This window comes from Crossiella sp. SN42 (assembly GCF_023897065.1).
GTDB lineage: Bacteria > Actinomycetota > Actinomycetes > Mycobacteriales > Pseudonocardiaceae > Crossiella.
On record NZ_JAMHIV010000064.1, the window covers coordinates 1 to 26,806 of the forward strand.

Here is a 26,806-nt window from a genome sequence, read left to right on the forward strand (position 1 = left end):
GGGGGAGGGCGCGAGGTTTCGCGCGGGAGGAGCGGCGGGGGTGGGGAGGGACGAGTGCGGGGGAGGAGTGGGGGAGTCGGTGGAGTGGGCGGCGTTGGGCGGGGGAGCGGCGGTGGATGAGGCGGCGTTGGGTGCGGGGGCAGCGGGGCTGGGTGCGGTGGTGGTGGCGAGTTTTGAGGAAAGTTCCCGCCAGCGGTGGGTCCACTCGATCGGGTCGCCGTTGCAGGCGCCGACGTAGGCCAGGGTCACGGCCAGGGTGGGTAGTTCCAGGCCGCGGGCGGCCGCGGACAGGGCCGAGGCCGAATAGCCCGCTTTGCGGGACAGGGTGCGGTAGCTGCGGCTGCCTGCTTTTTCGCGCAGGGCGCGCAGGTCGTGGGCGAAGGCGGGGAGGGGGCCGTCGGTGGGGTTGACGGGGTGTTCCGGGCGCCCCACGAAGCCTCCTCGCGTGTGTGCCGGGGCGGCCGATTGTGCTGGAGTCCGGTGCCGCTGTCAGCGGGGTGCACCGGGGGCTGCCCGGAAGATCGCCCGGAGGGTCAGCGGAGCAGGTCCAGGGTGAGGGTGGCGGCGGCCAGGGCCAGGAAGGCGAGCGGGGCGGCGATGTTGTGGTAGACGCGGGCGCGCAGGTGGATCGCGTTGGCGCACAGGAAGAACAGGGTCAGGCCGGTGGCCGCGGCCAGGCCGATGGCGTGGTGGCCGAGCAGGCCGAGGAGCAGGCCGGCGGCGCCTGCGGCTTTGAGTGCGCCGAGCGGCGCTACCCAGGAGGCCGGGAGGTTGAGCTCGGCGGAGTTGGCCAGGACGAACTTGGCCTTGGTGAAGTCGGCGAGGGCGGCGGCGGTGTTGAGCGCGATGGTGGTGAGGGTGACCAGCAGGTAGGCGACGGACATGGGTTCAGCCTTGGGGGTGGCGGGGGTGTGCGTCCAATACCTGCGTCTATAACCTTGTGGAATGGATGTGGACACCCGGTTGCTGCGGTACTTCGCGGCCGTGGCCGAGCTGGGCAGCCTCAGCCGGGCGGCGGAGCGGCTGTTCGTCTCGCAGCCCGCGCTGACCAAGCAGGTCCGGCGGCTGGAGGAGCAGCTCGGGTCGCCGCTGTTCCTCCGCTCGCGCAACGGGATGGCGCTCACCGAGGCCGGGCGGGCGCTGGCGGCGCGGGTGCCCTCGGTGCTGGCCGGGTGGGACGAGGTGGTGCGGGAGACCAGGGTCGCGGCGGGTCGGGCGGCCAGGGTGCTGCGGGTGGGGTTCATCGCCAGTGCGGCCAACGAGGCCACCCAGGAGATCATCGCCGAGTTCGGCAGGCGCAGGCCCGGCTGGCGGGTGGACATGCGGCAGGCCGCCTGGTCCAACCCGACCGCCGGGCTGGCCGACGGGGAGGTCGATGTCGCGTTGTTGCGGCTGCCGGTGCCGGAGCAGGAGGCGTTGCGGGTGGCGGTGTTGTTCAGCGAGCCGCGCTGGATCGCGCTGGCCGCCGGGCATCCGCTGGCCGGGCGGGAGGTGATCGACTTCCGGGAGCTGCTGGACGAGCCGTTCGTGGCCGCGCCGGCGGAGACCGGTCGCTGGCGGGACTACTGGCTGGCGGCGGAGGAACGGCAGGGGCATCCGGTGCGCGTCGGGGCGGTGACCGACCAGCCGGACGACTGGCTGACCGCGATCGCCAACGGCTACGGCATCGCGCTGGGGCCGGAGTCCAATGCCCGGTTCTATGCCCGGCCCGGGGTGGTCTACCGGCCGGTCAGCGGAGTGAGTCCCAGCGAGGTCGGGGTGGCGTGGACGCCTGCCGCGGACGAGGATCCGGTGGTGCGGGAGTTCATCCAGTGCTGCCTGGACTCGGTGCGGGGAACTCCGCCGAGATCGCCTCGGTGAGGATGCTCAGCGGCGAGGTGTCGGCAGTGTTGGCCCAGTCGCCGTTGATGTTGACCGCGACCACGTGCGTGCCGTCGCGGCTGCCGTAGGTGTAGGACCAGGAACCGAAGATCGCGCCGCCCATGCCCCACACCGTGCCGCCGGGCAGCTGGATCGAAGAGATGCCGAGGCCGTAGGCGGCGTGCGGGATCCAGTTCTCGGTGGGCACCGTGGTGAGCAGTTCCCGTTGCCAGGCAGGCGGAAGCAGGTCGCCGGTGAGCAGGGCGTGGAAGAAGCGGGTCAGGTCGGCGGCGGTGGAGATCATGTCGCCGGAGGCCCAGAACGGGGTGTGGTCCAGCTCGGTGGCGTCGTGGGTGGGCGCGGAAAGGTCGGGCTGGAACAGTTTGGTGTAGTGGCGGGAGTGCGGGCCCCGGATGGTGTGGTCGGCGGGGCTGGGCTGGTAGGTGCCGGTCAGCGCCAGCGGGGCGGTGATCCGGCTGGTGAGCTGTTCGGCAAGGGTGTGGCCGGTGGCCTGTTCGATGACCAGCCCGGCCAGGACGTAGTTGGTGTTGCTGTAGTTCCAGCCGGCGCCGGGGGAGTAGAGCGGGGCGTGCGCCATCGAGACGGCGACCAGTTCCGTTGGGGTGTAACCCTCTTTGGCGCTCAGGGCGGGCTGGTCGTCGGTGTGGCTGAACACGCCGCTGGTGTGGTTGAGCAACTGGCGCAGGGTGATCGCGGATCCGTTGCGCACCAGGCCCGGCAGCCAGCGTTCGACGGTGTCGTCCAGGCCGAGCAGGCCCTCGGCGGCCAGTTGCAGCAGCACGGTGGCGACGAAGGTCTTGGTGGTGCTGCCGATGCGGAAACGGTGCTCTGGTAAGCGCTTACCCCCAGTGCTGGTATCGGCAACTCCCGCGGTGCCGAACCAGACCCCGCCGTGGCGGCGGGTCTCGGCCAGGATGCCGGGCACGCCGCCCTCGGACACGGCGCGGTCCAGCACCTGCTGGAGTGCGGTGGTGGTGTGCATGGCAGTCCTCCCCGGGTGTCAGCTGATGCGGCCGCGGACCTGCTCGGCCAGCTCGGCGCGGTTGATCCCGGCCAGGGCCAGCGCGCGCGGCACAGTGCCGACCTCGGCCGCCAGCACGCCGAGCAGCAGGTGTCCCGGGCGCAGGTCCTTCTTGCGGCTGACCCCGGCGAAACCGCGCTCCAGGGCCAGCTTCGCCGACGCGCCCACGGTGGTGCGGCGTTCCTGGTCCGGGCTGGCGGTCAGGTCGAAGGCGGTGCTGGACACCCCGGCCGCGTTCAGGCTGTGCTCGAACTCGCGGTCCAGCGCGGCCCGGATCGCGGCCTGGTCCAGACCGGCCTCGGCCAGCACGTCCTGGGCGCCGGGGTCGGGCTCGGCGGCGATGGCCAGCAGCAGGTGCTGGGCCTCGATGGTGGCCGAACCCTCGGCCTTGGCGTGCCGGCCGCCCTGTTCGATGATCCGGTTGAGGTAGTGGTCGATCGCGCTCACCGTCAGCGTCTCCTCAGGCTGACGCCCGCGGCGATGAGCCGCCTGGCGTGCTTCTTGTGGACGGCCTGGCGCGTGACCCCGAGTGCCTCGGCGACCTGCGGCCAGCTCCAGCCCGTGCGCATCGCCTGCTCGACCGCGGCGTCCTCCAGCTGATCGGCCAAGCGCCGCAACGCCACCACGGCCGCCAGCCGGTCGGCGGAGGACTCGGGAACGGGAATCTGCGCCTCGGGCATGCAAGCAACCGTAGTTGACTAAGTCCGGGTTAGTCAACTTGGGTTGCTGGCGTTGACCCTGACACCGTGTCAGCCGCTGTACTGCGCCCATGACGACCTACCTCGGCTCCGGCCCCTACTGCTACACCCACTGCCTGGCCATGATGTTCGGTGACCAGGCCCCGCCGACCGCGGTGATCGAGACGCTGACCGGCGCGCCGTTCGGGGTGCAGCTGGTGGCGGGGCGCACGCCGTACTTCGACCCGTACGGCTGGCATCCGGAGCTCGGCGTGGCCGATGCCGTGGCCGCGCTGGGCTGGCGCTGCGAACACCACAGCGGCGGCAGCGAACGGGAGGCGCTGGACCGGTTGCTGGCGGCCGGGAAACCGGTGCTGGCCGGGCCGGTGGACATGGGATTGCTGGCCTACCAGACGGCAGGCGGGGGCGACCACTACGTGCTGGTGCTCGCCGCGACCGAGGAGGAGGTGCTGCTGCACGATCCGCACGGGCACCCGTACGCGACCTTGCCCACCAAGGCGTTCCTGGCCGCCTGGCGGGCGGAGGCGGTGGAGTACGTGGACGCGCCGTTCGGCATGCGGACCGGCTTCGTGCGGGAGCGGGTGGTGGATCCCGTTGTGGCGCTGCGGGAGTCGCTGCCGCGGGCGGTGCGCTGGCTGAGCGGCCGGGCAGAGGTGGAGATGCCGCCGGGGTCGCTGGGCGGGTCGGCGGCGCTGCTGCGGCTGGCCGAGCTGGCGAGCCAGGGCCTGGCGCCGGAGGTGCGGGACCTGTTGGCGCACTTCGCGATCCGGCTCGGCGCGCGGCGGCTGGGGGATGCCGCGACCTGCCTGGACCTGCTGGGGATGACGCGGGCGGCGACGGCGGCCGTGGAGCTGGCGCGCGGGGTCGGCGGGCTTCAGCTCCCGGTGGTGACCGGGGAGAATGCTGTTCTGGCGCAACGGATCGCCGCGCTGGCACCGCAGTACGAGCGGTGGCTGGAGACGCTGACCGAACCGGGCGCAGCCGGGGCCACGGCTGCGCCCGGTCGCGGCTGACCCCGGTCCGGTGCCGGGGTCAGCCGGGCTGGGCAGTGGTTACCTCGGTCCCCACAGCACATCCCGCATGACCGGCAGCTCGCGCCGCAGGCCCTGCTCACCCGCGCACACGATGTTGTGCGCGCAGTTGTACTCGACCATCCAGCTGTTGTTGATGCCGTTGGCCAGCAGGTGCTGGTGGAACTCGTAGGTCAGCCGGTGCGCCTGCGCCTCCAGCTGGTCGTGGTGCTGGGTGCCGCCGTAGATCACGGTGTGGATGTCGCGCAGCGCGTTCACCCGGTGCCACGGGTTGTTGAAGCCCCAGGAGCCGTCGAACGGTCCGCCGAACGGGCCGTCCGCGGGCAGGCCCTCCAGCGGCAGGGAACCGGTGACCGCGGCACGCATCCGCGGGTCCTCCAGGTTGTAGCCGCCGGAGAGGCCGACCACCATGCGGAACAGCCACGGCCGGTGCACGGCGTGCCGGATCGCGGTGAACGCGCCCATGGAGAAGCCCGCGATGGCGCGGCCTTCCCGCTCGCGGATGGTGCGCAGGTTGCGGTCGATGAACGGGATCAGCTGGTCCAGGTGGAAGGTGTCCCACTGCTGGACGCCTGCGGACTGGTTGACCCAGTTGGTGGCCCACCCGGCCCGGCCGGCCTCCGCGGTGACCACGATGAACGGGAACCCGGCGGTGATCTGCTCGACGTTGGCTTCCAGGTGCCAGTTGCCCGGACCCTGGCCGCGGCCGTGGTACAGGTAGAGCACCGGGTAGGCCAGGTTCGGGTTGTGGCCCTCGGGCAGGGTGACCATGACGTCGTGCGACTGCCGGAAGTGCGTGGTGTTCTTGTCCACCGCGCCGGTGTTGATGCTCACCACGGAGGTGCGGGGCGTGGTGTGGTTGACGTTGAGCACGTCGATGCCGTCGCCGGAGGTGAACCCCGGCCGCCAGGCGGGCGCCGCCTGCGCCGGAGCGCCGACGAGGGTCGCGGCCAGCGCCGCGACGACTAGCAGGATCGTTTTTCGCATGTTTCGACTTCCCCTCGATGACCCGCACCACCCCGTGCGGTGTCAGGCCGCCAGCACAGCAGCCCGGCCGCCGGAAAACATCGGTATGTGTGCTGATCAGTCTCGCGGTTTGAAGCCGAGGGCGACCTCGACCCTGGTGGCGTAGCCGAGCTTGGCCAGGACCCGGGAGACGTGCGAGTGCACGGTGCGCACCGAGATGACCAGGCGGTCGGCGACCTCGCGGTTGCTGAGGCCCTCGGCGAGCAGGGCGGCCACCCGGTACTCGGCGTCGGTGAGGGCCGCCCAGCCGTGTTTGGGCCTGCGCCGGGGGCCGGTGGCGCCGCGGCGGACGCCGTGCGCGCGCAGGGCGGCGGTGGCCCGGTTGATGTCGCCGGTGGCGGCCAGGCCGGTGTAGTGGGCGATCGCCTCCTGGTAGGCGGCGCGGGCGGCCTCCGGCTCGCCGGAGGCCGCCAGCACCCTGGCCGCGTCCTCACCGGCGCGGGCGGCGGCGATGGCGGAGCCGCCGTCGGCCAGCTCCTTGGCCGCGGCCAGCAGCAGGTCCACATCGCCGTCGACCATGCCCTGGCAGTACAGCAGCACGCCGCGCTGGCCGACCGAGTCGTCGCTGGTCCAGCGCTGCATGGTGGCCACGATCCGGGCGGCCAGCTCCTTGTCACCGGCGTTGACCGCGATCCGCACCACCCGCGCGCCGACGCCGGTGACCGCGTGCCCGTGGTGCACGCCCACGCCGCCCTCGGCCAGTGTGCGCACCAGCTGGAGCGCCAGCTCGGAGTCACCTTCCAGGTCGGCGAGCATGGCGCGGGCGGTGACCGAGTTGTGCTCGTAGAACACCGCCACGCCCCGGCACTCGGCCTGTTCGCAGCGCCGGACCTGCTCGCGGGCCTCGGGCAGGTCGCCGCGGTGCATGTGGATGATCGCGGCCAGGCCGTGCAGCGGGCGGGCCATCCCGTAGGCCTCCTCCGGCATGGTCAGGGCCGCCTCGATCTCGGCGAGGGCCTCGTCCCAGCGGCCCTGGTTGAACGCGGCCAGCGCCCAGGCGGTGCGGTGCCAGGCCAGGTAGCCCGCGCCAAGTGTGGCGGCCACCGGCCGGGCCGCCGCCAGGGTGGCCAGCGCCGAGGGGTCCTGCCGCAGGTCCTCCACGGTGCCGCGGACCAGGCGGCCGAGCAGCCACTGCGCCGGATCGGCCACCTCGATGTCCAGGGATGCCTCGGCCTGCTCCAGGATCTCCAGCGCCCCGGCCAGGTCGCGGGTGAGCAGGCGGCCGATGGCCTGGAAGTTCAGCAGCGCCACCGCGACCACCGGGTCCTCGGCCGCGGTGGACTCGGCGTGCTGGAAGGCGGCCCCGGCCCCGGCCAGGTCCCCGGCGAGCAGGCAGGCGAAGGCCTCGATCGCGGCCAGCTGCCCGTCCCTGCGTTCCGGGCCGAGTGCGGCGAGCACCGCGGCCGGGTCCAGCTCGGCCAGCCCGACCCTGGCCAGGGTGGCCCGCAGCCGCTGCCGCAGCGGCAACGCGACCCTGGTGACCAGCCCGGCCGAGGCGACCCGGCGGGCCTCGGCCAGCTGCCCCGACCACAGCAGCGCCTCGGCCAGCGCGGCGCGCAGCGGGTGCAGCTTGGCCGCGCCCGGCGGCAGCCAGGCCACCACCTCGCGCAGCAGCTCGACCACCGCCGGGGTGGGCCGGGCGGCCAGCTGGTCGGCATGCCGGATGAGCCAGGACACCGTCCAGGTGGTCACCGGCAGCCCGGCCAGCGCCTCGGCCACCGCGACCGGCGCGCTGCCCCGCCTGGCCAGCGCCCGCGCCACCTGCCCGCGCAGCCCGGCCGAGGTGGTGGCCAGGTCGGCGCGCACCAGCGGCTGCCGCAGCCGCACCTGCCCGGCGCGCTCGGTGACCAGGCCCAGCCCGCGCAGCCTGCCCAGCCCGGTGAGCACCTCGGCGGCGGTCAGCTCGGTGACCGCGGCCAGCTCGTCCACGGTGACCGGTTCGGGTAACAGCGCGGCGTAGCGCAGCAGGGTGCCGTCCGGCCAGGCCAGCTCGGTGGCCCAGGCGGTGACCTGCTCGGCCCGGTCCGGCGCGGCCAGCCGGGACAGCAGCCAGGGGTTGCCGCCCGCGGCCTCGGCCAGCGGGTGGTCGCCCGCCATGGCGCGCACCGCGTCGGCGTCCAGGGCTTCCAGGTCGTGCACCAGGCCGATCCGGTCCAGCGCGGCGAACCGGGCCGGGGTGACGCCGCGGTGACGTCCGGTGAGCACGAGCGGCGCGCGGTCGGCCAGCTCGTGCAGGGCGAGCAGGGTGGCGTCGTCGGCGCGGTGCAGGTCGTCGAGCACCACCACGCCGGGCTCCGGCCAGTCCGGCAGGCCGCCGGAGAGCGGGGTGCGGCCGGTGGGCAGCACCGGGATCCGGCGCACCGGCAGCCCGTCCGCCCGCGCCGCCGCGACCCTGGCTTCCAGCAGCGTGCTCACGCCCATGCCGGGGTCGGCGCGCAGCAGGACCAGCCCGCCGCGGGTCTCGGCGAGCAGGCGCAGCGACTCGTCCCGACCGAAGATCCGCACAGCTTGGTCCCCCTCGCCGGGAATCCTAGCCGGGGCCGGGAAGTGCGCCATGATGAGCGGCGAATCTTGAAAGGAGTTGGTCACCCTGTCCAGCAAGAGTGTGCTCCCGCGCCTGGTGGCGGTCGCCGTGCTCGCCCTCGGCCTCACCGCGGCCCCCGCGCAGGCCGCCCCGTCCGGGTCCATCGCCGCCGCCCGCGCGCTGCCGCTGGGCAGCACGGTGACCGTGGCCGGCACCGTGACCACCCCCTCCGGCGCGTTCGAGTCCAGCTTCTTCGACAAGGGTTTCGCCATCCAGGACCGGACCGCGGGCATCTACCTCAAGCTCAAGGCCGACCTAAACGTTCGCCCCGGTCGCCGGGTGCGCGCCACCGGGGTGCTGACCGATGCCTCCGGCCTGCTCACCGTGGTCCCGGCCGGTCCGGAGGCGGTCACCGTGGGCGGTCCCGGCATGCCGGTGCGGCCGGAGTGGCGGGCCACCGCGAAGGTCGACGAGTCCAGCGAGGGCCGCCTGGTGCGGGTGCTGGCCAAGGTCACCAAGCCGGTGCTCAACGACCCGCCCTACGGCGCGAAGCTGTTCGTGGACGACGGTTCCGGTGAGCTGACCGTGTTCGTGAACACCCAGACCGGCATCGACCCTGGCGGGTTCGCGCCGGGGCAGTGGGTGCTGGTCACCGGGTTCAGCGGGCAGTACGACGACCACTACGAGATCAACCCGCGGAGTCAGCGGGACCTGGTGGGTTTTCCTGCGTAGTGCCGGAATTCGGTAGGTAGCGCCGCTGATTGAACGCCTGCCCCCAGGGCCGGGATGGTCCTCCTCGCACAGTTCCTGTTGAGGAGGGCTCGCATGAGACATCCCTGCGTCTTGGGGCTCACACTGTTCGCCGTGGCCGCGGTCCTGCCCGCGCTCGCCCCGGCCGCCACCGCCGCACCGGAAGGGGTGCGCGCCTACCTGGTGCTCACCGCGCCGGGCGGCACCGAGGACGTCGCCAAGGCGGTGGTGGCCAACGGCGGGCGGGTGCAGCACTCGTACCCGCCGATCGGCGTGCTGGTCGCGCACGCCGGGAACACTGACTTCGCCGCGAAACTGCGTGCGGCCAGCGGCGTGCAGAAGGTCGGTCAGACCCGCGACTCGGACGTGCCAGCCGGTGGCGGCGCGGCGCGGAAGTACCTCGAACCGCAGCTGGGCGCGGCGATCAGCCGGCCGGCCGAAGCGGCCGAGTGGAACATGAAGCAGCTGGGCGCGGACCAGGCCTGGGCGGTCAACCCGGGCAGCCGCGCCGTCACCGTCGGCGTGCTGGACACCGGCGTCCAGGGCGGCCACGAGGACCTGCGGGAGAACTTCGATGCCGCCAACTCGGTGTCCTGCCTGTACGGCAAGCCGAACACCGCCGCCGGGGCCTGGGAGCCGGACGCGCACGCCCCCGCCGCCGGGCACGGCACCTCGGTGGCCGGGATCATCGCCGCGGCCAAGAACGGCAAGGGCGTGGTGGGCGTCGCGCCCGGTGTGCGGGTGGCCTCGGTCAAGGTGATGGAGCCGACCGGCTACATGTACGCCGAGAACGTGGTCTGCGGGCTGATGTGGTCGGCCGAGCGCGGATTCCGGGTGACCAACCACAGCTACTACGTCGACCCGTGGATGTTCAACCACACCACCAATCCCGACCAGGACGCGGTGATCGAGGCGGTCCGGCGGGCGGTGGACCACGCCCACAGCAAGGGCACGCTGACCGTCGCGGCGGCGGGCAACAACAGCACCAACCTGGACCAGGAGCAGGGGCTGTTCCTGCCCGGCGACCTGCCGAACGCGGTGTCGGTGACCGCGGCCAACACCCGCAAGGAACTGGCCTACTACTCCAACTACGGCCTGAACACCGTGGAGCTGACCGCGCCCGGCGGCGACGGCTACGCGATGATCAACACCACCGGGCTGAACAACGGCTACACCACCTTCCACGGCACCTCGGCCTCCTCGCCGCACGCCGCGGGTGTGGCCGCGCTGCTGGCCTCCGCGCATCCCGGCGCCGGGCCGGACGAGCTGCGGAAGTTGTTGCTGGCACAGGCGATCGACACCCCGTGCCCGAGCGGGGACAGCCGCTGCACCGGCACCCCGGCGCGCAACTCGCACTTCGGTGAGGGCATCGCGAACGCGCTCAAGGCGGTCTCCGGCAGCGATCCCGATCCCGGCCCGGAAACCCCGGTGTACACCGAGGATTTCGAGCGGGCCACCGGGTGGAGCGGCAACGTGGGCGGCGCGGACACCGCCACCGCGGGCCGGTTCGAGGTCGGTGACCCGCAGGGCACCAGCCACGCCGGGCTGGTGATGCAGCCCGACGGCACGCCGAGCGGGTCGCGGGCCGCGGTCACCGGGGCCGCCGCGGGCGCGGCGGTCGGTGACAACGATCTGGACGGCGGGGTCAGCAGCCTCACCTCCGCGCCGATCCAGCTGCCCGCCGGTGGCCGGATCACGTTGTCCTGCCAGTACTTCCTCGGTCACCTGGCCAACTCCGCCGGTGCGGACCACCTGCGGATCAGGGTGCTCGCCGGGGACAGCGGCAGTGTGGTGTTCGAGCAGAAGACCGGCACCGCCGGCACCGCGGCCAGCTGGCAGAGCGCCAAGGCGGACCTATCTTCCTTCGCTGGCAAGACGATCCGTGTGGTGGTCGAGGCCGCCGATGCCGCGGGCGGCAGCTTGATCGAGGCCGGCGTGGACGATCTCCGCATCACTCACCGGAAGGCGTGACGGCATGCGTACCATGACTGTCCTTTGTGGACTGATGATCGGCATGGCCACCCCGTCCGCTCCGGCCCAGGCCGAGGGGAGCATGGTGGCGGCCCTGGCCAGGGACCTCCAGCTGACCCCGGCACAGGCGCAGACCAGACTCACCCAGCAGGCCGAGGCCCAGCGCATCGCCGAACGACTGCCCGCCGAGGTGCGGCAAAGCCTTGCCGGCCAGTGGTTCGACGAGCAGACCGGCGGCCTGAGCGTCGCGGTCACCGAGGAGCGCACCGCCGCGCTGGTCCGCGCCGCGGGCGCGCGGCCGGTCACCGTCAGCCGGAGTGCCGCGGACCTGGACCGGATGGACGAGTCGGTGCGGGAGCTGGCCGCGCCGGGCGTTGCCGGGCTGACCGGCTGGGGCGTGGACCCGGTGGCCAACACCGTGGTCGTGCGGATCAACACCACCGCGCGGACCGCGGCCACCCAGCCGTTCCTGGACCGGGTTCGCGCGCTCGGCGCGCAGGTCAGCGAGTCGGCCGAGGCTCCGGTGCCGCAGCAGGGCCGGATCCGGCCGGGCGATCCCTGGATCCCCGGTTACGAGGGCAACTGCTCGGTCGGCTTCGGGGCCACCGATGCCCAGGGCGGCAAGCACTTCCTCACCGCCGGACACTGCACCAACGACCGCGACCAGCCCGCCTACGCCAGCTACGGCGGGCCGCGGGTCGGCACCTCCAACGTGGGCGGCAGCCGCAGCGTCTTCAACCGCGAAGGCGATATGGGCGTGGTCTCGCTGACCGAGCCGGGCTGGTCGGTGACCACCTCGGTCAACACCTGGGGCGCGGCCCCGGTCACCGTGTCCGGCACGGCCGAGGCACTGGTCAACCAGGCGGTCTGCCACTCCGGGGTGGCCTCCCGGTGGCAGTGCGGCCGGGTGACCGCCACCGGGCAGAGCGTGGTCTACCCGACGGTGGTCATCGAGGGCCTCAGCTTCACCACCGCCTGCTCCATCGCCGGTGACTCCGGCGGCGCCTGGCTGGCCGGGGACAAGGCCATCGGGGTGCACTCCGGCGGGCTGTCCTCCTGCTACCCGGGCGGGGCGCGCAACCAGTCCATCTTCCAGCCGGTCAACGAGGCGCTGCGCAAGTGGGGGCTCACCCTGGCGAGCTGATGATCACGGGGTGGGGCGGCGCGGCGCCCCACCCCGTTCCCCGAACAGCCTGGCCAGCTCGTGCCGCGAGCTGAGGTCGAGCTTGCGCAGCGCGTGCGCGACGTGCTGTTCCACCGTGCGCACCGACAGCTCCAGCGCGGCCGCGATCTGCCGGTTGGTCCGGCCGAGCGCGGCCAGTTCCGCCGTCTCCAGCTCCCTCGGTGAGAGCCGGTCGCCGTACCCGGGCCGCCCGCGCCTGCGGCCGGTCCCGCCGAGGTCCCGCAACACCTTCTCGCACTGCCGCACCCGGCGGGTCGCTCCGAGCGCGGCGAAGTCCTCGGCCGCCGCCCGCACCCTGGCCGCGTCGCCCGCGCATTCCCCAGCCAGCAAACGGGTTCGGGCCAGCCAGTACGGCCGGGGCAGCGCGGCGAACAGCTCCTCGGCGGCCAGGTACCCGGCCAGCGCACCGTCCACTTCGGACTGCCGGCCGCGCAGGATCGCTTCGCCGAGTTCCAGCGCGGCGGCCGAGGCCGGGCAGTCCCGCTTTTCGATGCCCTGCCGGTGCTCGGCCAGCAGTTCCCGGGCGGCCCCGGACCGGCCTGCCGCGCACAGCACCTCCACCGCGACCGGGGTGATCTCGCTGGCCCACACCCACATCCCGGTGCGCCGCAACACTTCCACCGCGCCGGCCACACTCTCCGCCGCCGCGGCCACCGAACCCCGGCGCAGCTGTTCCCCGGCCACGATCGCGCTCGCGGTGGCCGCCACCGGCGGGGCCGCGGCCTCCTGCTCGCGCAACAGCCGCAGCGCCCGGTCCGGCTCGCCCGCCTCGGCGGCCAGCGCGCCCTCGACCAGCCTGCACTCCACCGCGATCCTGGGCAGGCCCGCGTACTTGGCCACCAGGTCCGCCGCGCGCGGGAGCAGGCCGGTCCAGTCCCCGCGCAGCCAGGCCAGCAGGATCTCGGCCACCGCCAGCTGCTCCTCGGTGTAGGGCGCGCTGAACTTCCCGGCCAGCTCCCGCCCGTGCGCCAGGTAGCGGTCGGCCTGCCGGTAGTGGCCGAGCCAGGCGGTGGCGTCCACGATGTTCAGGCAGCCGCGCATGTGGTGGCGGCCCAGCGCCGGATCCACCGGTTCGGCCAGCAGGTCCGGGGCCAGCCGCCAGGCCTCGGGGCGGCCGCAGGTGAGCAGCGTGGTCACCCGGTTCACCGCGAAGGCGAGGTGGTGCACCGGATCGGTGTGCGCCTCGGCCAGCCGCTCGGCCTCGGCCAGCCAGCGCAGGTGCACGTCCAGGTGCTGGTGCCCGGCGTGGATGTTGGACAGCGAGGCCATCACCCGCGCCGCCAGCTCCGGCCGCGGCCCCCGCAGTTCGCCGGCCGCCTGCTCCAGCTCGCGGTAGCCCGCCGCGGGTTCACCGGCCTGGTTGAGCAGCAGCAGCCCGAGGGAGTACCGCAGCTCACCACGCACCGCGGGCGGCAGCGGAACTCCGGCCAGCACCTCGCGCAGCACCGCGATCGTGGCCGTCCCGTCCAGCCCGTCCACCGCCGTGCGCCCCAGCTTCACCGCCAGCCGCTCGCTGGATCCGTGCTCCCGCACCGGTTCGGCCAGCAGCGCCCGCAGACCGGCCACCGCCGCGCCCGGATCGCCCACCGCCACCGCCCGGTCCGCGGCCAGCTCGGTGTGCTCCCGCCACCCGGCCAGGTCCCCGCAGGCACGCAGGTGGTGGGCGATCCTGGTGTGCGGCAACGGTTCCGGCCGTTCGGCGAGCACCTCGGCGATCCGCCGGTGCCACCGCTGCCGCTGCGCGCTGTCCAGGGTCAGCCGGATCGCCTGCTCGGCCAGCTCATGCCGGCAGCGGTACCGGTCAGCGGACTCGCGCAGCAGGTCCGAGCGCACCGCCGCGGCCAGCGCCTCGGCGCCGGCTTCGGCCACCCGGCACAGCTCCGCCGCCCGCACCGGCGCGCCGAACACCGCGGCCGCCCCGATCACCGCGCGCACCTCGGCCGGCACCCTGGCCAGTCGCTGCTCGATCGCCTCCCGGAGGTTCGCCGGCACCCGTTCCCCGGCCAGCTCCGCCCACGGCGGGCCACCCCGTTCGGCCGCGTCCCGCACCACCTCCTCGATGGCGAAGGGCACCCCGCCGGTTCGGCGCTGCAACGCTTCCCGCGCCTGCGCGGGCACCCGGCCGCCGCCCAGCATCGCGAGCGCCATGGCCGCGGTCTGCCGGTCGGTCAACGGTTCCAGCCGCACGGTGGTCCCCGGCCCGAGCGCGGCCCGCACCTCCGGATCGAGCTCGCCCGGCCGGTAGGCCACCACCAGCGCCAACCGCTCGGGCAGGTGTCCGGTGAGGAACCGCAGGAACTCCACGGTCTGCTCGTCGGCCCAGTGCAGGTCGTCGAGCACCAGCACCGCCGGGCCCGCCCCGGCCAGCAGCTCCCGCAACGCCCGGAACAGCCGGTGCCGGTCCATCCGCGGATCGCCGAGGGAGGGCAGCGCGGGCGGCAGCCGGTCGGCCAGCTCCGGCAGCAGCGGGGCCAGCGCGCCGAGCAAGGCGTTGCCGCCCAACGGAACCGGGACCGACAACACCGCGTCCACCAAGGGCGCCAACGGGAACGGCTCGCGGAAGGGCTGGCAGGCGGCGGAGAGCAGCACCCGCCCCGGCGCGCTCAGCTCGGCCAGCAGCCGGGTCTTGCCCACCCCGGCCTCGCCCTCCAGTCGCAGCACCACCGGCGGCGCGGCCACGGCCTGCCGCAGCGCGGCGACCTGCGGTCCACGGCCGACCAGCGGCGGGCAGCGACCGCCGAGCACCCGACCCTCGTCCACCGATCAGAAACTACCCGAAGATGACCGCTTTGCCCTGCGCCGAACTGAACATCCCCCCGGAGTCGTGGCCGACCCCCGGCACGGTCACCTTGCGGTGCGGCGCGGCGGGGAACTGCCGCTGGATCGCGGCGAAGTAGGCGCTGCCCCGCTCGAACCGGTTGCGGCCCTGCACCTCAGCCGGGCAGTCGGTGTCCAGCGAGCCGTCCCGCTCGGTATCCCGCTCGCCCAGCAGGTAGGTCACCCGGCGTGCGCCGTACCAGCCGCGGAGCTGCTCCGCACTCGACCTGGCCAGGTAGGGATTGCGGCGCTGCAACCCGTATTTGTAGTCGTCGTACTCGCGGCAGGACCCGACGTCGAGGGGCCGCCGCGGGTTGAGGTACAGGTAAGAGGACGGGTTGGCCACGACAAAACCGACCTCGATCCCGAGTTCACCCGCCGCCCCGCTGCCCGCGGCGTAGCGCTGCGCGAACTGCCCGCCCGCGGAGTGCCCGACCAGGGTGATCCGGCCGAGGTTGGGGAAGCGGCCCTTGTCCGCGAGCACCCGCAGCAGCTCGTCCATCGCGGTGAAGGAGCTCAGTCCTCGCGGCTGCTCGGCGTCCCCACCGTCCTTCCAGGAGCGGGCGCCGCCGTTGGCCCAGTAGGCGTCCCGCCGCGCCGGCCGGTCGTCCTTGGTCTGGAAGTGCGGCGCGATGATCACTGTGCGCCGCGCGGCCCCGCCCGCGGCCGAGACCATCCGGTCGTAGTAGCCCTTGGCGTTGCGCCCGGTGCCGTGCACGACCACCACCGCGCTGGTCGGCTCGCTCGCGCCGGAGAGGGAATGGCTGGCGTGGTAAGGGAGTTGCACGCCGCCGGGCAGGGTCAGCCGGGGTGGCGCGGCGGCCAGGGCCGGTGCGCTGGTCAGCGCCACCAGCACCGCGGCCGATGCACTCAGAAGTCTCATGCCGGCTGACGGTAGGCAGCGCGATCGGGACTGTTCCCGAGCTTGCGCACGCTGACGCAGACACCGACCGCGACCGCCAGCGCGACCCAGCCGCTCCAGCTGGACAACCCGACCTGGGCGGCCAGGTTCGGCGTGCGCAGCTGGCCGACGTCGATGAACAGCGCGCTGAACATCGGCGCGATGGCGTTGTTGGCGCCGTGCGCGAGCACGCACGGCCACACCGATCCGGAGACCAGCCGCAGCCAGCCGAACAGCACCCCCAGCAGCACGGCCTGGACCAGGAACGGCAGCAGTCCGGACAGCTCACGGCCGCCGGGCATCAGGTAGATCGGCAGGTGCCACACCGCCCAGATCACGCCGGAGGACAGCAGCGCGGGCCAGGTGCCCAGCGGCAGCAGGCGGGGCAGCAGGAACCCGCGCCAGCCCCACTCCTCGCACCACATCAGCGGCAGGGTGAGCACGAACAACAGCAGACCGGTGCCCAGCATGGTGCCGATCAGCTCCCACGGCACACCGGTGGCGCCCAGGGTGTCCGGGGCGCGGAGGGCGCGCAGGCCGGAGAAGTCCGCCAGGTCGACCCGGTAGCCGCCGGTGAGCCAGCCGAGGCCCAGCGCGCCCAGGTTGACCAGCGGGATCAGCAGCAACCCGACCAGCAGCCACCGGGGACGGCGCGGGCGGACCAGCGCGGTCGCCGCCGGTATCGAGGCCGGTCGCACCGACCACCGCAGGGTGACGAAGGTGGCCAGCGCGACCAGGACCATCGAGCCCGACTCCAGTACCCCGGTCGGCAGGCGCACGCCCAGCAGGGCAGGCGTCCACCACAGCCAGGTGGCCCCGAAGGCCACCGCGAGAAACACCCAGATGTGCCGCATGCACTTCCCCTCAGTTGGTCATCTGTTATAGATTACATATAACAGATAGACTCAACCGCGTGCAGCTGACCATCGACCTCGACAGCGAGGTGCCGATCTACCAACAGATCCGGGACCGGATCGTGGAAGCCGTCGCCGACGGCGCCCTTGCCGAAGGCAGCCCGCTGCCCTCCACCCGGCAGCTGGGCACCGACCTGGCGATCAACTTCCACACCGTGAACAAGGCCTACGACCTGCTCCGGCGGGAAGGGGTCATCCGGATCAACCGCAAGAGCGGCGCGGTGGTGCGCCGTGACCCCGGCACCGGCCCCCCGGAACCGGGCTTCGCCGAGGCCTGGCAAACCCGCCTGCGCACCCTGCTGGCCGAGGCCGCGGTGCAGGGAATGCCGGCCGATGAAGTGCTGCGGCGGTGTGGCGAGGTGCTCGCCACGTTCCGCGACAAGGAGGACTGACCATGCTGGTACTGCTCGACCTGCTGGTGATCGCGGTGATCACCGCCGCGACCTGGTCCGCCCCACGGCTGGCCAGGCCCACTCTGCCCTTCGGCGTCCGGATCCCGGCCGCCCGCGCCACCGACCCGGAAATCCAGGCCAGCCACCGCCGCCACGGACACCGGGTGCTCGCCATCGGCGCGGTCGCCGCCGTGACCCTGCTCGGCACCTGGCTGTGGACCGACTGGGCTCCCAGCCCGGAACTCACCCTGCTCCCCGTCGTGGCCGCCAGCGTCCTCTGTGGACTCCTGGCCGCTGGCGAAGTCCGGAAGACCAAGCAGGAAAAGGACTTCAACGCCGGAACCCGCAGCGCCAACACCGCTGATGTCGGCCTGCGCACCAACCCGGTCCGCCTGCCCTGGCCCTGGCTCACCCCCGCCCTGCTGATCACCGCCACCACCGCCGCGCTCGCCCTGTCCCAAGGCCACACCCTCGCCCCGGTCACCGCCCAGCTCCTGCTGATCACCCTGGTGCTGCTCACCACAGCGGGAATCCTGCGCGCCCGCCCGGAAATCGACCCCGAGCGTCCAGCTGGCTCGGCCCGTCGTTACCGCGTCTACCTGGCTGGACTGGCCCGCCTGTTGCTGGCATCCGCGGCCTGTGCCGATGCCAGCTTGTTGGTGAACGCGTTGCGGCAGTGGGGAATGCTCGCCGACTCCGGCTGGGTCACCGCGCTGGCGTACCTTCCGCTGGGCGTGGCGCTGGTGGGCTGGGTGTACTTCGCGGTTCGGGTTGGTGAGGCGGGGCACCGCCTTCCGGCGGAGGCTGGGGAGGAGGAGGCTGCTCCGCTGCGGCGGGATGACGACCGGTACTGGCATGCGGCCGGGATGGTGTACGTCAACCGGCGCGATCCGGCGCTACTGGTGCACCGGCGGGTGGGGATGTTCTGGACGCTGAACCTGGGCAATCCGCTGGCCTGGACCGTTGTGGGAGCGGTGGTGGTACTGGCGACGCTGAGCTCGCTGGGGGTGGTCGACCTGCCCAGCTGAAGCCGCACGGCGAGGTCTCCCTGGTCCTAGACTTCGGTGATGAGCCTGGGTGAGCGTATCGAACTGGTGGCGGTTGACGAGAGTGGCGACATTTCGCCGCTGTCCATCTGGTTGCCTGATTCGGGAACTGAGCGAATTCTGGTTGAGCTCCCTGATGGCGAGCGGGCTGAGTTTCGCGGTGCTGACCTTCTTGAGTGTTTGATGGATCTTCGTGAACACCTGGAGTCGACCGGGAAGCTCTTGGCCTGCCAGGGCGCGAGGGTGAATGTGTTTCCGTCAGGCTTGTTGAAGCAGTGGAGCGGGGGAAGGGAAGCCTACGTGTTGCAGGAAGATCAGCCGGATGCCGAAAAGGAAGTTGTTGACGTTTTCGCTCCGGCTGACCCTGGCGACGTCGGAACGTTGGCTGAACAGTACGATTTCGTCAAGAGGTTCCACGGCTTGTAGGCGACTTCTGTTGTGAGCTGAGGCGTTGGCGACCGGCCAGTACCCGTGCGGCAGGATTGGGCCGACTGGTCGGACGTGGCGGGGAACGCGCGATGAGTCCACTGTGGATTGTGATCATCGTGGTCGGTGGCCTGCTCGTGGTCGGCGGGCTGCTCACCTGGATGATCCTGTGGTTGCGCAACTCCTACCAGGCCGAGGAAGAGCGCTTCATGGCCCGGCTGCGGGAGGAGCTGCCCGCGCTGGACCTGCGCTGCGACCTGCTCGACCGGATGTCGCCCGCCGCCTGGGCCTAAGAACCGGGGCCGAGCAGGGCGCGCAGGGCCGTGCGGTTGGGGATGCCGAGTTTGCGGTAGGTGGCGCTGAGGTGGGTTTCCACTGTGCGCATGGTCAGGTGCAGCTCCTCCGCGATCCGGCGGTTGCTCAACCCGCCCGCGGCCAGCTCGGCCACCCGCCGTTCCCCGGAGCTGAGTGCCGCGGTGCCTGCCGCCGGGGTCTGCTTGGGGCGGGCGCCGGTGGCGACCAGGCGTTCCCTGGCCAGTTCGGCCAGGCGGACCGCGCCGCAACGTTCGGCTTCCTCCAGGCAGCGGCGCAGGGCGGTGCGGGCGCCGCGGATGTCCTCGGTCTCGATGCGGAGCTCGCCCAGGGTGAGCAGGCTGGCGGCCAGTTCCAGGGGGGCGGTGATACCGCTGAGCAACTCGACCGACTCGCGGAGGTTGGCCTCGCCCTCCGCACCCCGGCGGGTCAGGCCGGTCAGGCGCAGGGCGGTGCCCAGGCCGCGGGGGGTGCCCCAGCGGTGCGCGCTGGCCAGGGCCTGGGCGGCGATCTCGGCGGCCTTGGCGTGGTGGCCCTGGGCGTGCAGGGCTTCCACCGCCCACACCCGCCAGGGCAGCATCACCGGGTTCTCGTAACCGAACTCGCGCAGGTGGTCGGCCGCGGTGAGCAGGTCGGCCAGGCCCTCGGCCGGTTCGCCGCAGGCCATCCGGACCCTGGCCCGCACGGTTTGGTAGAACGCGCCGGCGAAACCCTGGTCGCAGGTGTGCTCCAGCTCGGCGGCGATCATCCGGCGGCGGGCCAGCTCCGGTTCGTTCAGCTCGATCAGCAGGTCGCTTTGCACCGCCACCGGCACCGTGCCCAGGTAGCCCCACTGCTCCAGCGGCAGCATCTCCAGCGCGGACTCCGCGTAGCTCAGCGCCGCCGACAGCGCCCCGGTGAACTGGGCCAGCTGCGCCCGGTGGGACAACAACAGCGCCAGGCTGAGCAGCGCGTGCGTGCGCCGGGACTCCGCGATCGCCTTGTCGCACAACCGGACCGCCACGTCCAGCTGCTCGGTCCAGGTCAGCACCAGGCTGACCGGACCGGCCAGCGGCGAGGTCAGCTCGGCCGTGGTGCGCGGGATGGCCAGCCCGGCCAGCCTGGCCGCCTCGGCCACCGGGTCGCCGCCCATGCCCGAGGCGAAGGCCAGCGCGCTGAGCAGGCAGCGCTCGCCCGCGGTGTCACCGGGCAGGTCGGCGCCGGGCCGCTTCACCCGCGCCGGCCCTTCCTTTTCGCTGATGGACACGATCAGCCTGCGCCCGGTCAGCGTGTTGGCCAGGTCGGGATCCAGTGGCGCGACCTCGTCGGCGGCCCTGGCCAGCATCGCGATCGCCTCGTCGTGGCGGGTCAGGCGGGCCAGCGCGTCGGAGAGCACCTCGGCCATGGCCGCCTTCAGCCTGGGGTCGGTGACCTCGTCGAAGACCTCGAGCAGGCGGTCGACCCCGGCGGCGGGGTTGCTGAACGCCTCGGCCATGCCCAGGCCGACCACGATGCCGGTGCGGGCCTCCGCGGGCGGCGGTTCGGCCAGCGCGCGGCGCAGGTACTCCGCCGCGCCGTCGGGCGCGCCCCGGCGGGCCGCCTGGGCCGCGGCCGCGCACAGGGTGCCCAGCACCCAGCTGTCCCCGGCGGGTGGCACCAGCAGCAGGTGCGCGCACACCTCCTCCAGCGGCGCGCTGGCATCGTGCAGCGCGGTGGCCGCGGCGTGGTGCAGCCGGGCCCGCTCCGCCTCGGCCAGCTCGGTGTAGACCGCCTCGCGCACCGCGGGGTGGTTCCAGCGCAGCACCGGGTCGCAGCGCAGCAGACCGGCCTGCCACAGGTGGTCCTCGGCCGCGCGGCCCTCCGGCCCGGTGATCCCGGCCAGCCGGGCGGGCAGCTCGGCCGAGGCGGCCTCGCCGAGCACGCTGAGCGCGCGGGCGAAGGCGACCGTGGCCGCGGGCAGCCGGGTCAGCCAGCTGCCCAGGCTGTGCGCGAACACCTGGCCGGTCAGCGAGCCCGCCCGCTCCAGCGGGGAGTCGCCGATGGACATCGAGGCCAGCAGGGTGCGCACCATCAGCGGGTTGCCGCCGCTGATCTGGTGGCAGGCCTTGGCCAGGGCGGGATCGGCGGGTTCGGGCAGCATCCGGGCGACCGCGGCGGGGGAGAGCAGCCGGGGCCGGATCAGCACGCAGTCCGGGTCGGTGACCAGGCTGCCCAGCACGTCCTCGGCCTCGGCAGGCCCGTCGGTGCGCCGGGTCAGCACCAGCAGCACCGGCGCCTCGGCCAGCCGGGTGCGCATGTAGCGCAGCCAGCGCAGGGAAGGGGCGTCGGCCAGGTCGGCGTCGTCGAGCACCAGCACCAGCGGCTGCTCGCGGGTCAGGGTGGCGGCCAGCCGGTACAGCCCGTGCAGCACCGCGAACGGCGCGTTCTCCAGCGCCACCACGTCCGGTCCCGGCTCGGCCCCGGCCAGCACCTGGCGGACCGGTTCGGCGCCACCGGCCAGCAGCGCCTCCCGCCGGTCCTCGGGCAGGCGGCACAGCAGCGGGGAGAACAGCTGCCGCACCACCCCGAAGGCGAACCGGCGCTGCAACTCGGTGCCCCGGGCCCGCAGCACGGTCGCCGAACGCAGGTCCGCGACGAACTCCTCCAGCAGGCTGGTCCGCCCGATCCCGGCGGGTCCCTCCACCACGACCACGCGCAACTGCCCGCCGCGGGCCCGCTCCGCTTCCTCGGCCAGCAGGGCGGTTTCCTCGCCGCGATCCCAGAGCTCCATCGCCACGGAGAGTAACACCGGGTAACCCGCTTACTGCGGGTAGTGGTGATCAAGGACACCGCCACTCGAACGGCCCAGAGGTTTTCTCGTGGTGATTCCACGGTGTTACGAGCGGTGGAAACCCGCACTCTGGTCCCGGCCGGTCACCGGGACCGGCAGCCGCAGAGTGAGCAGGAGCGAACCAGTGACCTCACCGCAGACGCAGGTCAGCACGCCGGGCATGCAGAAGGCGGCCGGTGACTTCGAGGCCGCGCTGAGCACCTCGCTGTCCCAGCTGAGCAAGATGCAGACCGAGATCGGTTCCATCCGCTCGGCCTGGGAAGGCGCGGCCTCCAGCAAGTACCAGACCGCGCTGGACAGCTGGTGCCAGCACTTCAGCAACATCGCCCGCCAGCTGGACACCATGCACGAGACGCTGATCGGCAACAAGAACACCTACGAGGTCGGCGAGGCCTACAACGAGCAGATGGCGGGCAACCCCTTCGGCGGCCAGAACCTCGGCATCTGAGTTCCCGCACCGTCCCCCATCCGCACGCGCATCACCAGGAGCTTCGCCATGTCCGTCTTCCGCATCCACCCCTCGCGCATCCAGGCCGTGCTGGCCAACCTGCAGGCCGTCGACACCCAGATCCGCAGCATGCTGACCAGGCTTGAGCAGGACGCCACCAAGAACATGGCCGACTGGCAGAGCCAGGCCAAGGACGCCTACACCTCCTGCAAGCAGAGCTGGGACGCCTCGGCCAGCCAGATGCCGGTGCAGCTGGCCAACGCGCGCAACTCCCTCAACGAGATCCTGGCCAACTACAACGCCATGGAGCAGCAGGGCATGAACATGTGGTCCGGTAACGGCGTCGGAAAGCGCTGACCATGCCCAAGCTCGACAACGATCCCAAGTACAGCAAGCACCAGCCGATGGACCCGCCGCCGCCACCCTCGACCAAGCAGTGGACTGAGAACCCGGCCGACAAGCCCGCTGAGGGCAAGCCGGAGAATCCCACTCCGCCCGAGGTGAAAACGGTGCGGGACGGGGGATCCGGCGGCGGCGACGTCTCGGTGGACACCGAGGTGCTGCGCCGCTTCGCCGCCGCGGCCGAGGACTGGAAGACCCACGTCACCACGGCCAAGAACGCGCTGGACACCATCGACGTGCGGCCCACCGGCACCGAGGCCTTCACCGAGGGCGCCAACATCAAGCGCCTGGTCAACGGCGACGGTCTGCGTGGGCAGTACCAGAAGAACCTGATGGACCTCATCGACGCCTTCGCCGCGCTGTCCACCGGGTTGCTGGAGCTGGGCAAGAAGTACGAGAGCACCGAGGAGCTGAACGCCAAGGGCGCGGACGAGCTGGGCAAGGTGCTGGCCAACGCCGGGCGTTACCTGCCGGGCGGCGCCACGCCGCCACCTCCTCCTCCACCACCGCCGTCGAAGGGTCAGTGAGCCATGGCGGACAAGATCAAGATCCCTGAGGCGCAGCAGACCAACCCCGGTGTGTGGCAGCCGACCGGGGGCGCCGGCAGTGGCGGCCGGACCGACTTCAGCGGCTGGCAGTGGCGGGCGATCGAGTCCGCGATCACCGGCGGCGCCGACGGCGGCACCGGGGCCGATTTCGCCCAGCTGGGCCAGAACGTGACCCCGCAGTCGCTGTGGAACGCGGCCAACCAGTTCCAGAAGGTCAAGGTCATCTTCGAGGCGCTGCACAAGGCGGTGACCGAGAGCACCAAGGCTGTCGGCGGTGAGGGAGCGGCGTGGCAGGGGCCTGCCGCGCAGTCCTTCCGCGGCTTCCTGGACCGCTTCGGCACCGTGCTGCGGGCGCACGCCGAGGAGCTCGCCGGCGGGCCCGGCGGGCAGCGTTCGGTGCCGGACCAGCTGTTCCAGGCCGGGAACCGGCTCAACGAGGCGCAGTGGAAGATCCAGCTGATCACCAACCACTACGTCGCCGAGGCCAAGCGGCTCGGCGCGCCGACCAAGGACGGGGTGACCAGCTGGAGCCAGACCACGCTGGTGCCTGGCAACACCATCCCGAAGATGGCCGGCGACGACATGCGCAAGGTCATCCAGGGCCTGGCCGACCACTACTACGACCGCACCGCACCCGCGCTCAAGCCGCCGAACCTGCAGAACTACCCGAACCCCGGCGGCAACGGCGGCGACAAGCCACCGCCGAAGACGGATCCGCCGCCCAAGACGGACCCGCCGCCGAAGACCGATCCGCCGCCGCCGGGACCGAACACCCCCGACGTCAAGGGCCCCAACGTTCCTGAGGGCGTCAACGGCCCGAACGTGCCCAACGGCAACAGCGGGTCCAACGGCCCGAACTCGGTCACGCCGCCGCCCACCGGCGACGGGCCGAACCTGCCCAAGCCGGTCAACCCGGACGAGCTCGGGCTGAAGAACCCGAACACCAACCTGGCCGGCGTCGGCACACTGCCGCCGCCCACCCTCAACGGCGGCTCGTTCGCGCCGTTCCCCGGTGGCGGAGGTGGGGGTGGCGGTGGCGGACCGCTGCCCGGCGGTGGCGGTGGCGGCGGCGCGATGCCGTTCCTGCCGCCGCCCGGCACCGGTGGCGGCGGCCGGGGCGGGATCCCGCCCTACGACGCCAAGTCGGTCGGCAAGTTCGGTGGCGGTGGCGCGGCCGGGATGCCGCCGCTGGGCGGGATGCCGATGGGCGGTGGCGCGCCCGGCGGCAAGGGGCCGGACGGGAAACCGTTGCCGCCCAAGGGAAAGATCACTCCATTCACCGGATCCGGGGTGTCCAAGGGCGCGCGAGTGGGTAGCGCCGCTCATCCGCTCGGCGCCTACCCCGGCGCCGGAGGCACGGGTGGCTCCGCCGGGCCGCTCGGGCCGATGGTCCCTGGTGGCGGCGCCGCCCCCAGCGGTCAGCAGGAACGGGAACGCCTCACCTGGCTGGTCGAGGACGAGGACGTCTGGGGCGCTGACCCCCAACTCCCTCCAGGCGTGCTCGGCCGTCCCGAACACCACTGACCGGGCGCCGCCCGGGACCACACCACGCCCCCGTGGCCAGACCGCGCGTGCTGGCCACGGGGGCCCTTGGAAGGCAACGACATGTCCAACCCCTTTCAGCAGGAGATCGACGAGCTGCTGGCCGGCTACCAGGAGCAGCGGGCCAAGCTCGGCGACATCCAGCGCGCGCTGGCCCAGGTGCGCGCCACCGCGACCGCCGGTGGGCACAGCGTGGAGGTGACCGTCGGCGCGCACGGCGACATCCTGGAGCTGGCCTTCCCCTCCGGCGCGTACCGGCGGATGGCGCCCAGCGAGCTGGCCGCGGTGCTGCTGGAGACCATCGACTCGGCCAAGGCCAAGGCGGCCACCGAGGTCGCGGAACTGCTGGCCCCGTTCACCGCGGGCCAGGAGGACATGCTGGCCGCCTTCCGCACCGAGGGCGTGGCGGCCTTCGTGCCCGAACAGCCGCCGATGCCGGACGCGGTGCGGCACTACCTCAAGCACGGCACGCCCACGGGCGAGGACAGGCGGGCCTGACGATGTCACAGGGCACCTTCGGCGCAGACACCGACGCGATCGCCAAGGCAGGCGCGAGTTTCAGCCAGCTGGCCGACGCGGCCGAGCGGATGGCCGCGGTCCTGCGGTCGCAGATCACCAGCGTCGGCGAGTGCTGGGGCGATGACCAGATCGGCCAGCAGTTCGCCAAGGACTACCTGCCGGCCAGGGCACAGGTCCTGGAGGCGTTGCCCGGTATCGCGAAGGTGCTGCGCAAGACCGGCGACGGGGTGACCCTGATGAGCAAGGGCCTGGCCAACGGCGAGGAACAGGCCAAGCTGGTCAGCGACCTGCTCAGCCGGGTTTCCGGTGACGCGCCGGCCAGCCAGCCCGGCACCGGCGGTCAGCACGGTTCGGGCGGGGGTGGCCGCCGATGAGCCTGCAGATGCCGGGGGCCTTGCTGTGGCTGGTGCCGATCGTGGTCGGCGACCAGTGGCCTAAGGGCGATGAGGACCAGCTGCGCAGGCTGGCCGACGCCTGGGACGGCGCCAACCGCGACCTCACCGCGCTGGCCGCGCAGCTGGACGCGCCCACCGCGCAGCTGCTGGCGGCGTTGCAGGGACAGGCCGCGGAGCAGTTCCGGCTGTTCATGGGCAAGTTCCGCGCCTCGGTGCCCGCGGTGGCCAAGACCTCGGCCAACCTCGGCAAGGGCGCGAGGGATGTGGCCCTTGAGGTCGAGTACGCCAAGCTGATGATCATCGCCACCCTGGTCTGGCTGGCGGTGCAGATCGCCCAGCTGGCGTTCTGGGTCGCGGCCAGCCTGGGCACCGCCGCACCCGCCGCCGCGGCCGCACAGGCGGCGCTGACCACCTCGGCCCGGATGGTGGTCAAGCAGGTGCTGCAACGGCTTTTCATGGCCGTGGTGCAGGGCGTGATCTTCCAGGTCGGCATGGACGTGGTGGTGCAGGGCCTGCAGATGCTGATGGGCACCCGCACCGAGTGGGACACCAAGAAGACCCTGGACGCGCTCAAGGCCGGTGCGGTCGGCGGCCTGATCGGCTTCGGCCTGGGCGGGCTCGGCAACAAGATCGCGCCGAAGTTCTTCGACGAGAAGAACGTCCTGGGCAGCGGTATCAAGGGTGGTCTGCACGAGTACCTGACCAGCGTCGCGCTGGACCCGAACAACGCCTCGCTGTACAACCTCAGCGCGGGCGGCATCGAGGGCATGGTCGAGGGCGGCACCGGCAAGTTCAAGCACCGCGCCAAGGGCGGCGGCTCCGGCGCCGGCGGGGACATGGGCGACCTCGGCGACCTGCCCAACCCCGGCGACATCACCATGCCCGACCTGAACCCGAGCACCACGACCAGTTCCGAGGGTCCCACGCCGGGCGGATCGCAGTCCACTGTGGAAACTCCGCCCGCGCCGGCCCCGAGCACCTCGAACGACCCGAACACCTCGAACCAGTCGCCGCCCCCGCAGTCCCAGCGCAGCCCGTCACCCCAGCCGACCCCTTCCCAGCCCCAGCCCAACCCGACCCAACCGAACCCGAACCGGCCCGACCCGTCGCAGCCCACGCCGCCGCAAACCACCACGCCGCAACCCGATCCGTCGAACCCCGAGCCGACGCGACCGGACCCCTCGCAACCCACCCCCACGCAGCCAGACCCGTCGAAGCCCACCCCGACGCCCCAGCCCGAACCCAGCCAG

Annotated in this window: 26 protein-coding genes and 1 pseudogene; 16 read left to right on the top strand and 11 right to left on the bottom strand. The window is 72.7% G+C overall.

The window, feature by feature from the left end; all coding sequences use genetic code 11:
* Both M8C13_RS43295 and M8C13_RS43300 read right to left on the bottom strand, forming a co-directional pair.
* The coding region (locus M8C13_RS43295) for a helix-turn-helix domain-containing protein (RefSeq protein ID WP_374213370.1) at positions 1–432 on the bottom strand (432 nt) is incomplete at its 3' end.
* A 101-nt stretch (positions 433–533) separates the two neighbouring features.
* Positions 534–884 (bottom strand): DoxX family protein, encoded by a 351-nt coding sequence (locus M8C13_RS43300; RefSeq protein WP_252486671.1) that lies wholly within the window; start codon positions 882–884, stop codon positions 534–536.
* 61 nt (positions 885–945) lie between these two features.
* Between M8C13_RS43300 and M8C13_RS43305 the strand changes: the two genes are divergently transcribed.
* Complete coding sequence (locus M8C13_RS43305) at positions 946–1,860, top strand: LysR family transcriptional regulator (RefSeq protein WP_252486672.1); 915 nt, start codon at positions 946–948, stop codon at positions 1,858–1,860.
* Here the strand turns inward: M8C13_RS43305 and M8C13_RS43310 are convergent.
* The 3 genes from M8C13_RS43310 to M8C13_RS43320 are packed head-to-tail and all read right to left on the bottom strand — an operon-like array spanning position 1,805 to position 3,582.
* Positions 1,805–2,863 (bottom strand): serine hydrolase, encoded by a 1,059-nt coding sequence (locus tag M8C13_RS43310; RefSeq protein WP_252486673.1) that lies wholly within the window; start codon positions 2,861–2,863, stop codon positions 1,805–1,807. The two genes, M8C13_RS43305 and M8C13_RS43310, sit on opposite strands and share 56 nt — an antisense overlap.
* Before the next feature lie 18 nt (positions 2,864–2,881).
* Complete coding sequence (locus M8C13_RS43315; protein ID WP_252486674.1) at positions 2,882–3,349, bottom strand: Clp protease N-terminal domain-containing protein; 468 nt, start codon at positions 3,347–3,349, stop codon at positions 2,882–2,884.
* A 2-nt stretch (positions 3,350–3,351) separates the two neighbouring features.
* Positions 3,352–3,582 (bottom strand): hypothetical protein, encoded by a 231-nt coding sequence (locus tag M8C13_RS43320; protein ID WP_252486675.1) that lies wholly within the window; start codon positions 3,580–3,582, stop codon positions 3,352–3,354.
* 89 nt (positions 3,583–3,671) lie between these two features.
* Between M8C13_RS43320 and M8C13_RS43325 the strand changes: the two genes are divergently transcribed.
* Positions 3,672–4,613, top strand: a complete 942-nt coding sequence (locus M8C13_RS43325; RefSeq protein WP_252486676.1) for a hypothetical protein — start codon at positions 3,672–3,674, stop codon at positions 4,611–4,613.
* 39 nt (positions 4,614–4,652) lie between these two features.
* Here the strand turns inward: M8C13_RS43325 and M8C13_RS43330 are convergent, their stop codons facing one another.
* The gene (locus M8C13_RS43330; protein ID WP_252486677.1) at positions 4,653–5,618 is read right to left on the bottom strand and encodes an alpha/beta hydrolase family protein; all 966 of its coding nucleotides are present in this window, start codon (positions 5,616–5,618) and stop codon (positions 4,653–4,655) included.
* Positions 5,619–5,714: 96 nt separating this feature from the next.
* Positions 5,715–8,162 carry a LuxR C-terminal-related transcriptional regulator gene (locus tag M8C13_RS45715; protein ID WP_252486678.1) on the bottom strand — a complete coding sequence of 816 codons (2,448 nt, stop codon included), beginning with the start codon at positions 8,160–8,162 and terminating at the stop codon, positions 5,715–5,717.
* Between the two features lie 76 nt (positions 8,163–8,238).
* On the opposite strand from M8C13_RS45715, the gene M8C13_RS43340 reads away from it, so the two are divergent.
* The 3 genes from M8C13_RS43340 to M8C13_RS43350 all read left to right on the top strand — a co-directional run bounded on the left by M8C13_RS43340 (position 8,239) and on the right by M8C13_RS43350 (position 12,046).
* Positions 8,239–8,913 (top strand): hypothetical protein, encoded by a 675-nt coding sequence (locus tag M8C13_RS43340; RefSeq protein WP_252486679.1) that lies wholly within the window; start codon positions 8,239–8,241, stop codon positions 8,911–8,913.
* Positions 8,914–9,006: 93 nt separating this feature from the next.
* On the top strand, positions 9,007–10,902 hold the full coding sequence (locus tag M8C13_RS43345) for a S8 family serine peptidase (RefSeq protein WP_252486680.1): 1,896 nt from the start codon (positions 9,007–9,009) through the stop codon (positions 10,900–10,902).
* A gap of 4 nt (positions 10,903–10,906) precedes the next feature.
* Positions 10,907–12,046 carry an alpha-lytic protease prodomain-containing protein gene (locus tag M8C13_RS43350; RefSeq protein ID WP_252486681.1) on the top strand — a complete coding sequence of 380 codons (1,140 nt, stop codon included), beginning with the start codon at positions 10,907–10,909 and terminating at the stop codon, positions 12,044–12,046.
* A gap of 3 nt (positions 12,047–12,049) precedes the next feature.
* Here the strand turns inward: M8C13_RS43350 and M8C13_RS43355 are convergent, their stop codons facing one another.
* From M8C13_RS43355 to M8C13_RS43365, 3 genes are read right to left on the bottom strand one after another with little or no spacing between them, the layout of a single operon-like run.
* Positions 12,050–14,845: an AAA family ATPase gene (locus tag M8C13_RS43355; protein ID WP_252486682.1), complete on the bottom strand. Its 2,796-nt coding sequence runs from the start codon at positions 14,843–14,845 to the stop codon at positions 12,050–12,052.
* Between the two features lie 10 nt (positions 14,846–14,855).
* Positions 14,856–15,785: an alpha/beta fold hydrolase gene (locus M8C13_RS43360; protein WP_252486683.1), complete on the bottom strand. Its 930-nt coding sequence runs from the start codon at positions 15,783–15,785 to the stop codon at positions 14,856–14,858.
* Positions 15,782–16,657, bottom strand: coding sequence for a CPBP family intramembrane glutamic endopeptidase (locus M8C13_RS43365; RefSeq protein ID WP_252486684.1), 876 nt, complete (start codon positions 16,655–16,657; stop codon positions 15,782–15,784). The genes M8C13_RS43360 and M8C13_RS43365 overlap by 4 nt, the downstream gene beginning before the upstream one ends.
* A 59-nt stretch (positions 16,658–16,716) precedes the next feature.
* Between M8C13_RS43365 and M8C13_RS43370 the strand changes: the two genes are divergently transcribed.
* The 4 genes from M8C13_RS43370 to M8C13_RS43385 all read left to right on the top strand — a co-directional run bounded on the left by M8C13_RS43370 (position 16,717) and on the right by M8C13_RS43385 (position 18,874).
* Positions 16,717–17,109 carry a GntR family transcriptional regulator gene (locus M8C13_RS43370; RefSeq protein ID WP_252486685.1) on the top strand — a complete coding sequence of 131 codons (393 nt, stop codon included), beginning with the start codon at positions 16,717–16,719 and terminating at the stop codon, positions 17,107–17,109.
* A gap of 2 nt (positions 17,110–17,111) precedes the next feature.
* Positions 17,112–18,137 (top strand): DUF1648 domain-containing protein, encoded by a 1,026-nt coding sequence (locus M8C13_RS43375; RefSeq protein WP_252486686.1) that lies wholly within the window; start codon positions 17,112–17,114, stop codon positions 18,135–18,137.
* A 39-nt stretch (positions 18,138–18,176) separates the two neighbouring features.
* On the top strand, positions 18,177–18,581 hold the full coding sequence (locus M8C13_RS43380) for a hypothetical protein (RefSeq protein ID WP_252486687.1): 405 nt from the start codon (positions 18,177–18,179) through the stop codon (positions 18,579–18,581).
* 92 nt (positions 18,582–18,673) lie between these two features.
* Positions 18,674–18,874: a hypothetical protein gene (locus M8C13_RS43385; RefSeq protein ID WP_252486688.1), complete on the top strand. Its 201-nt coding sequence runs from the start codon at positions 18,674–18,676 to the stop codon at positions 18,872–18,874.
* Here M8C13_RS43385 and M8C13_RS43390 read toward each other — a convergent pair.
* A complete protein-coding gene (locus tag M8C13_RS43390; RefSeq protein ID WP_252486689.1) occupies positions 18,871–21,642 on the bottom strand; it encodes an AAA family ATPase in 2,772 nt (923 codons plus the stop codon). The genes M8C13_RS43385 and M8C13_RS43390 overlap by 4 nt on opposite strands.
* Positions 21,643–21,826: 184 nt before the next feature.
* Between M8C13_RS43390 and M8C13_RS43395 the strand changes: the two genes are divergently transcribed.
* The 7 genes and pseudogenes from M8C13_RS43395 to M8C13_RS43425 form a co-directional block, all read left to right on the top strand.
* A complete protein-coding gene (locus M8C13_RS43395; protein WP_252486690.1) occupies positions 21,827–22,150 on the top strand; it encodes a WXG100 family type VII secretion target in 324 nt (107 codons plus the stop codon).
* Positions 22,151–22,198: 48 nt separating this feature from the next.
* Positions 22,199–22,507: a WXG100 family type VII secretion target gene (locus tag M8C13_RS43400; protein ID WP_252486691.1), complete on the top strand. Its 309-nt coding sequence runs from the start codon at positions 22,199–22,201 to the stop codon at positions 22,505–22,507.
* A 2-nt stretch (positions 22,508–22,509) separates the two neighbouring features.
* Positions 22,510–23,079 (top strand): hypothetical protein, encoded by a 570-nt coding sequence (locus tag M8C13_RS43405; protein WP_252486692.1) that lies wholly within the window; start codon positions 22,510–22,512, stop codon positions 23,077–23,079.
* 3 nt (positions 23,080–23,082) lie between these two features.
* Positions 23,083–24,624 carry a hypothetical protein gene (locus M8C13_RS43410; protein ID WP_252486693.1) on the top strand — a complete coding sequence of 514 codons (1,542 nt, stop codon included), beginning with the start codon at positions 23,083–23,085 and terminating at the stop codon, positions 24,622–24,624.
* Between the two features lie 81 nt (positions 24,625–24,705).
* Positions 24,706–25,140, top strand: a complete 435-nt coding sequence (locus M8C13_RS43415; RefSeq protein WP_252486694.1) for a YbaB/EbfC family nucleoid-associated protein — start codon at positions 24,706–24,708, stop codon at positions 25,138–25,140.
* Between the two features lie 2 nt (positions 25,141–25,142).
* Positions 25,143–25,535, top strand: a complete 393-nt coding sequence (locus M8C13_RS43420; RefSeq protein WP_252486695.1) for a hypothetical protein — start codon at positions 25,143–25,145, stop codon at positions 25,533–25,535.
* Positions 25,532–26,806: pseudogene (locus M8C13_RS43425) on the top strand (hypothetical protein); the annotation flags it as partial. The gene M8C13_RS43420 and the pseudogene M8C13_RS43425, both read left to right, overlap by 4 nt.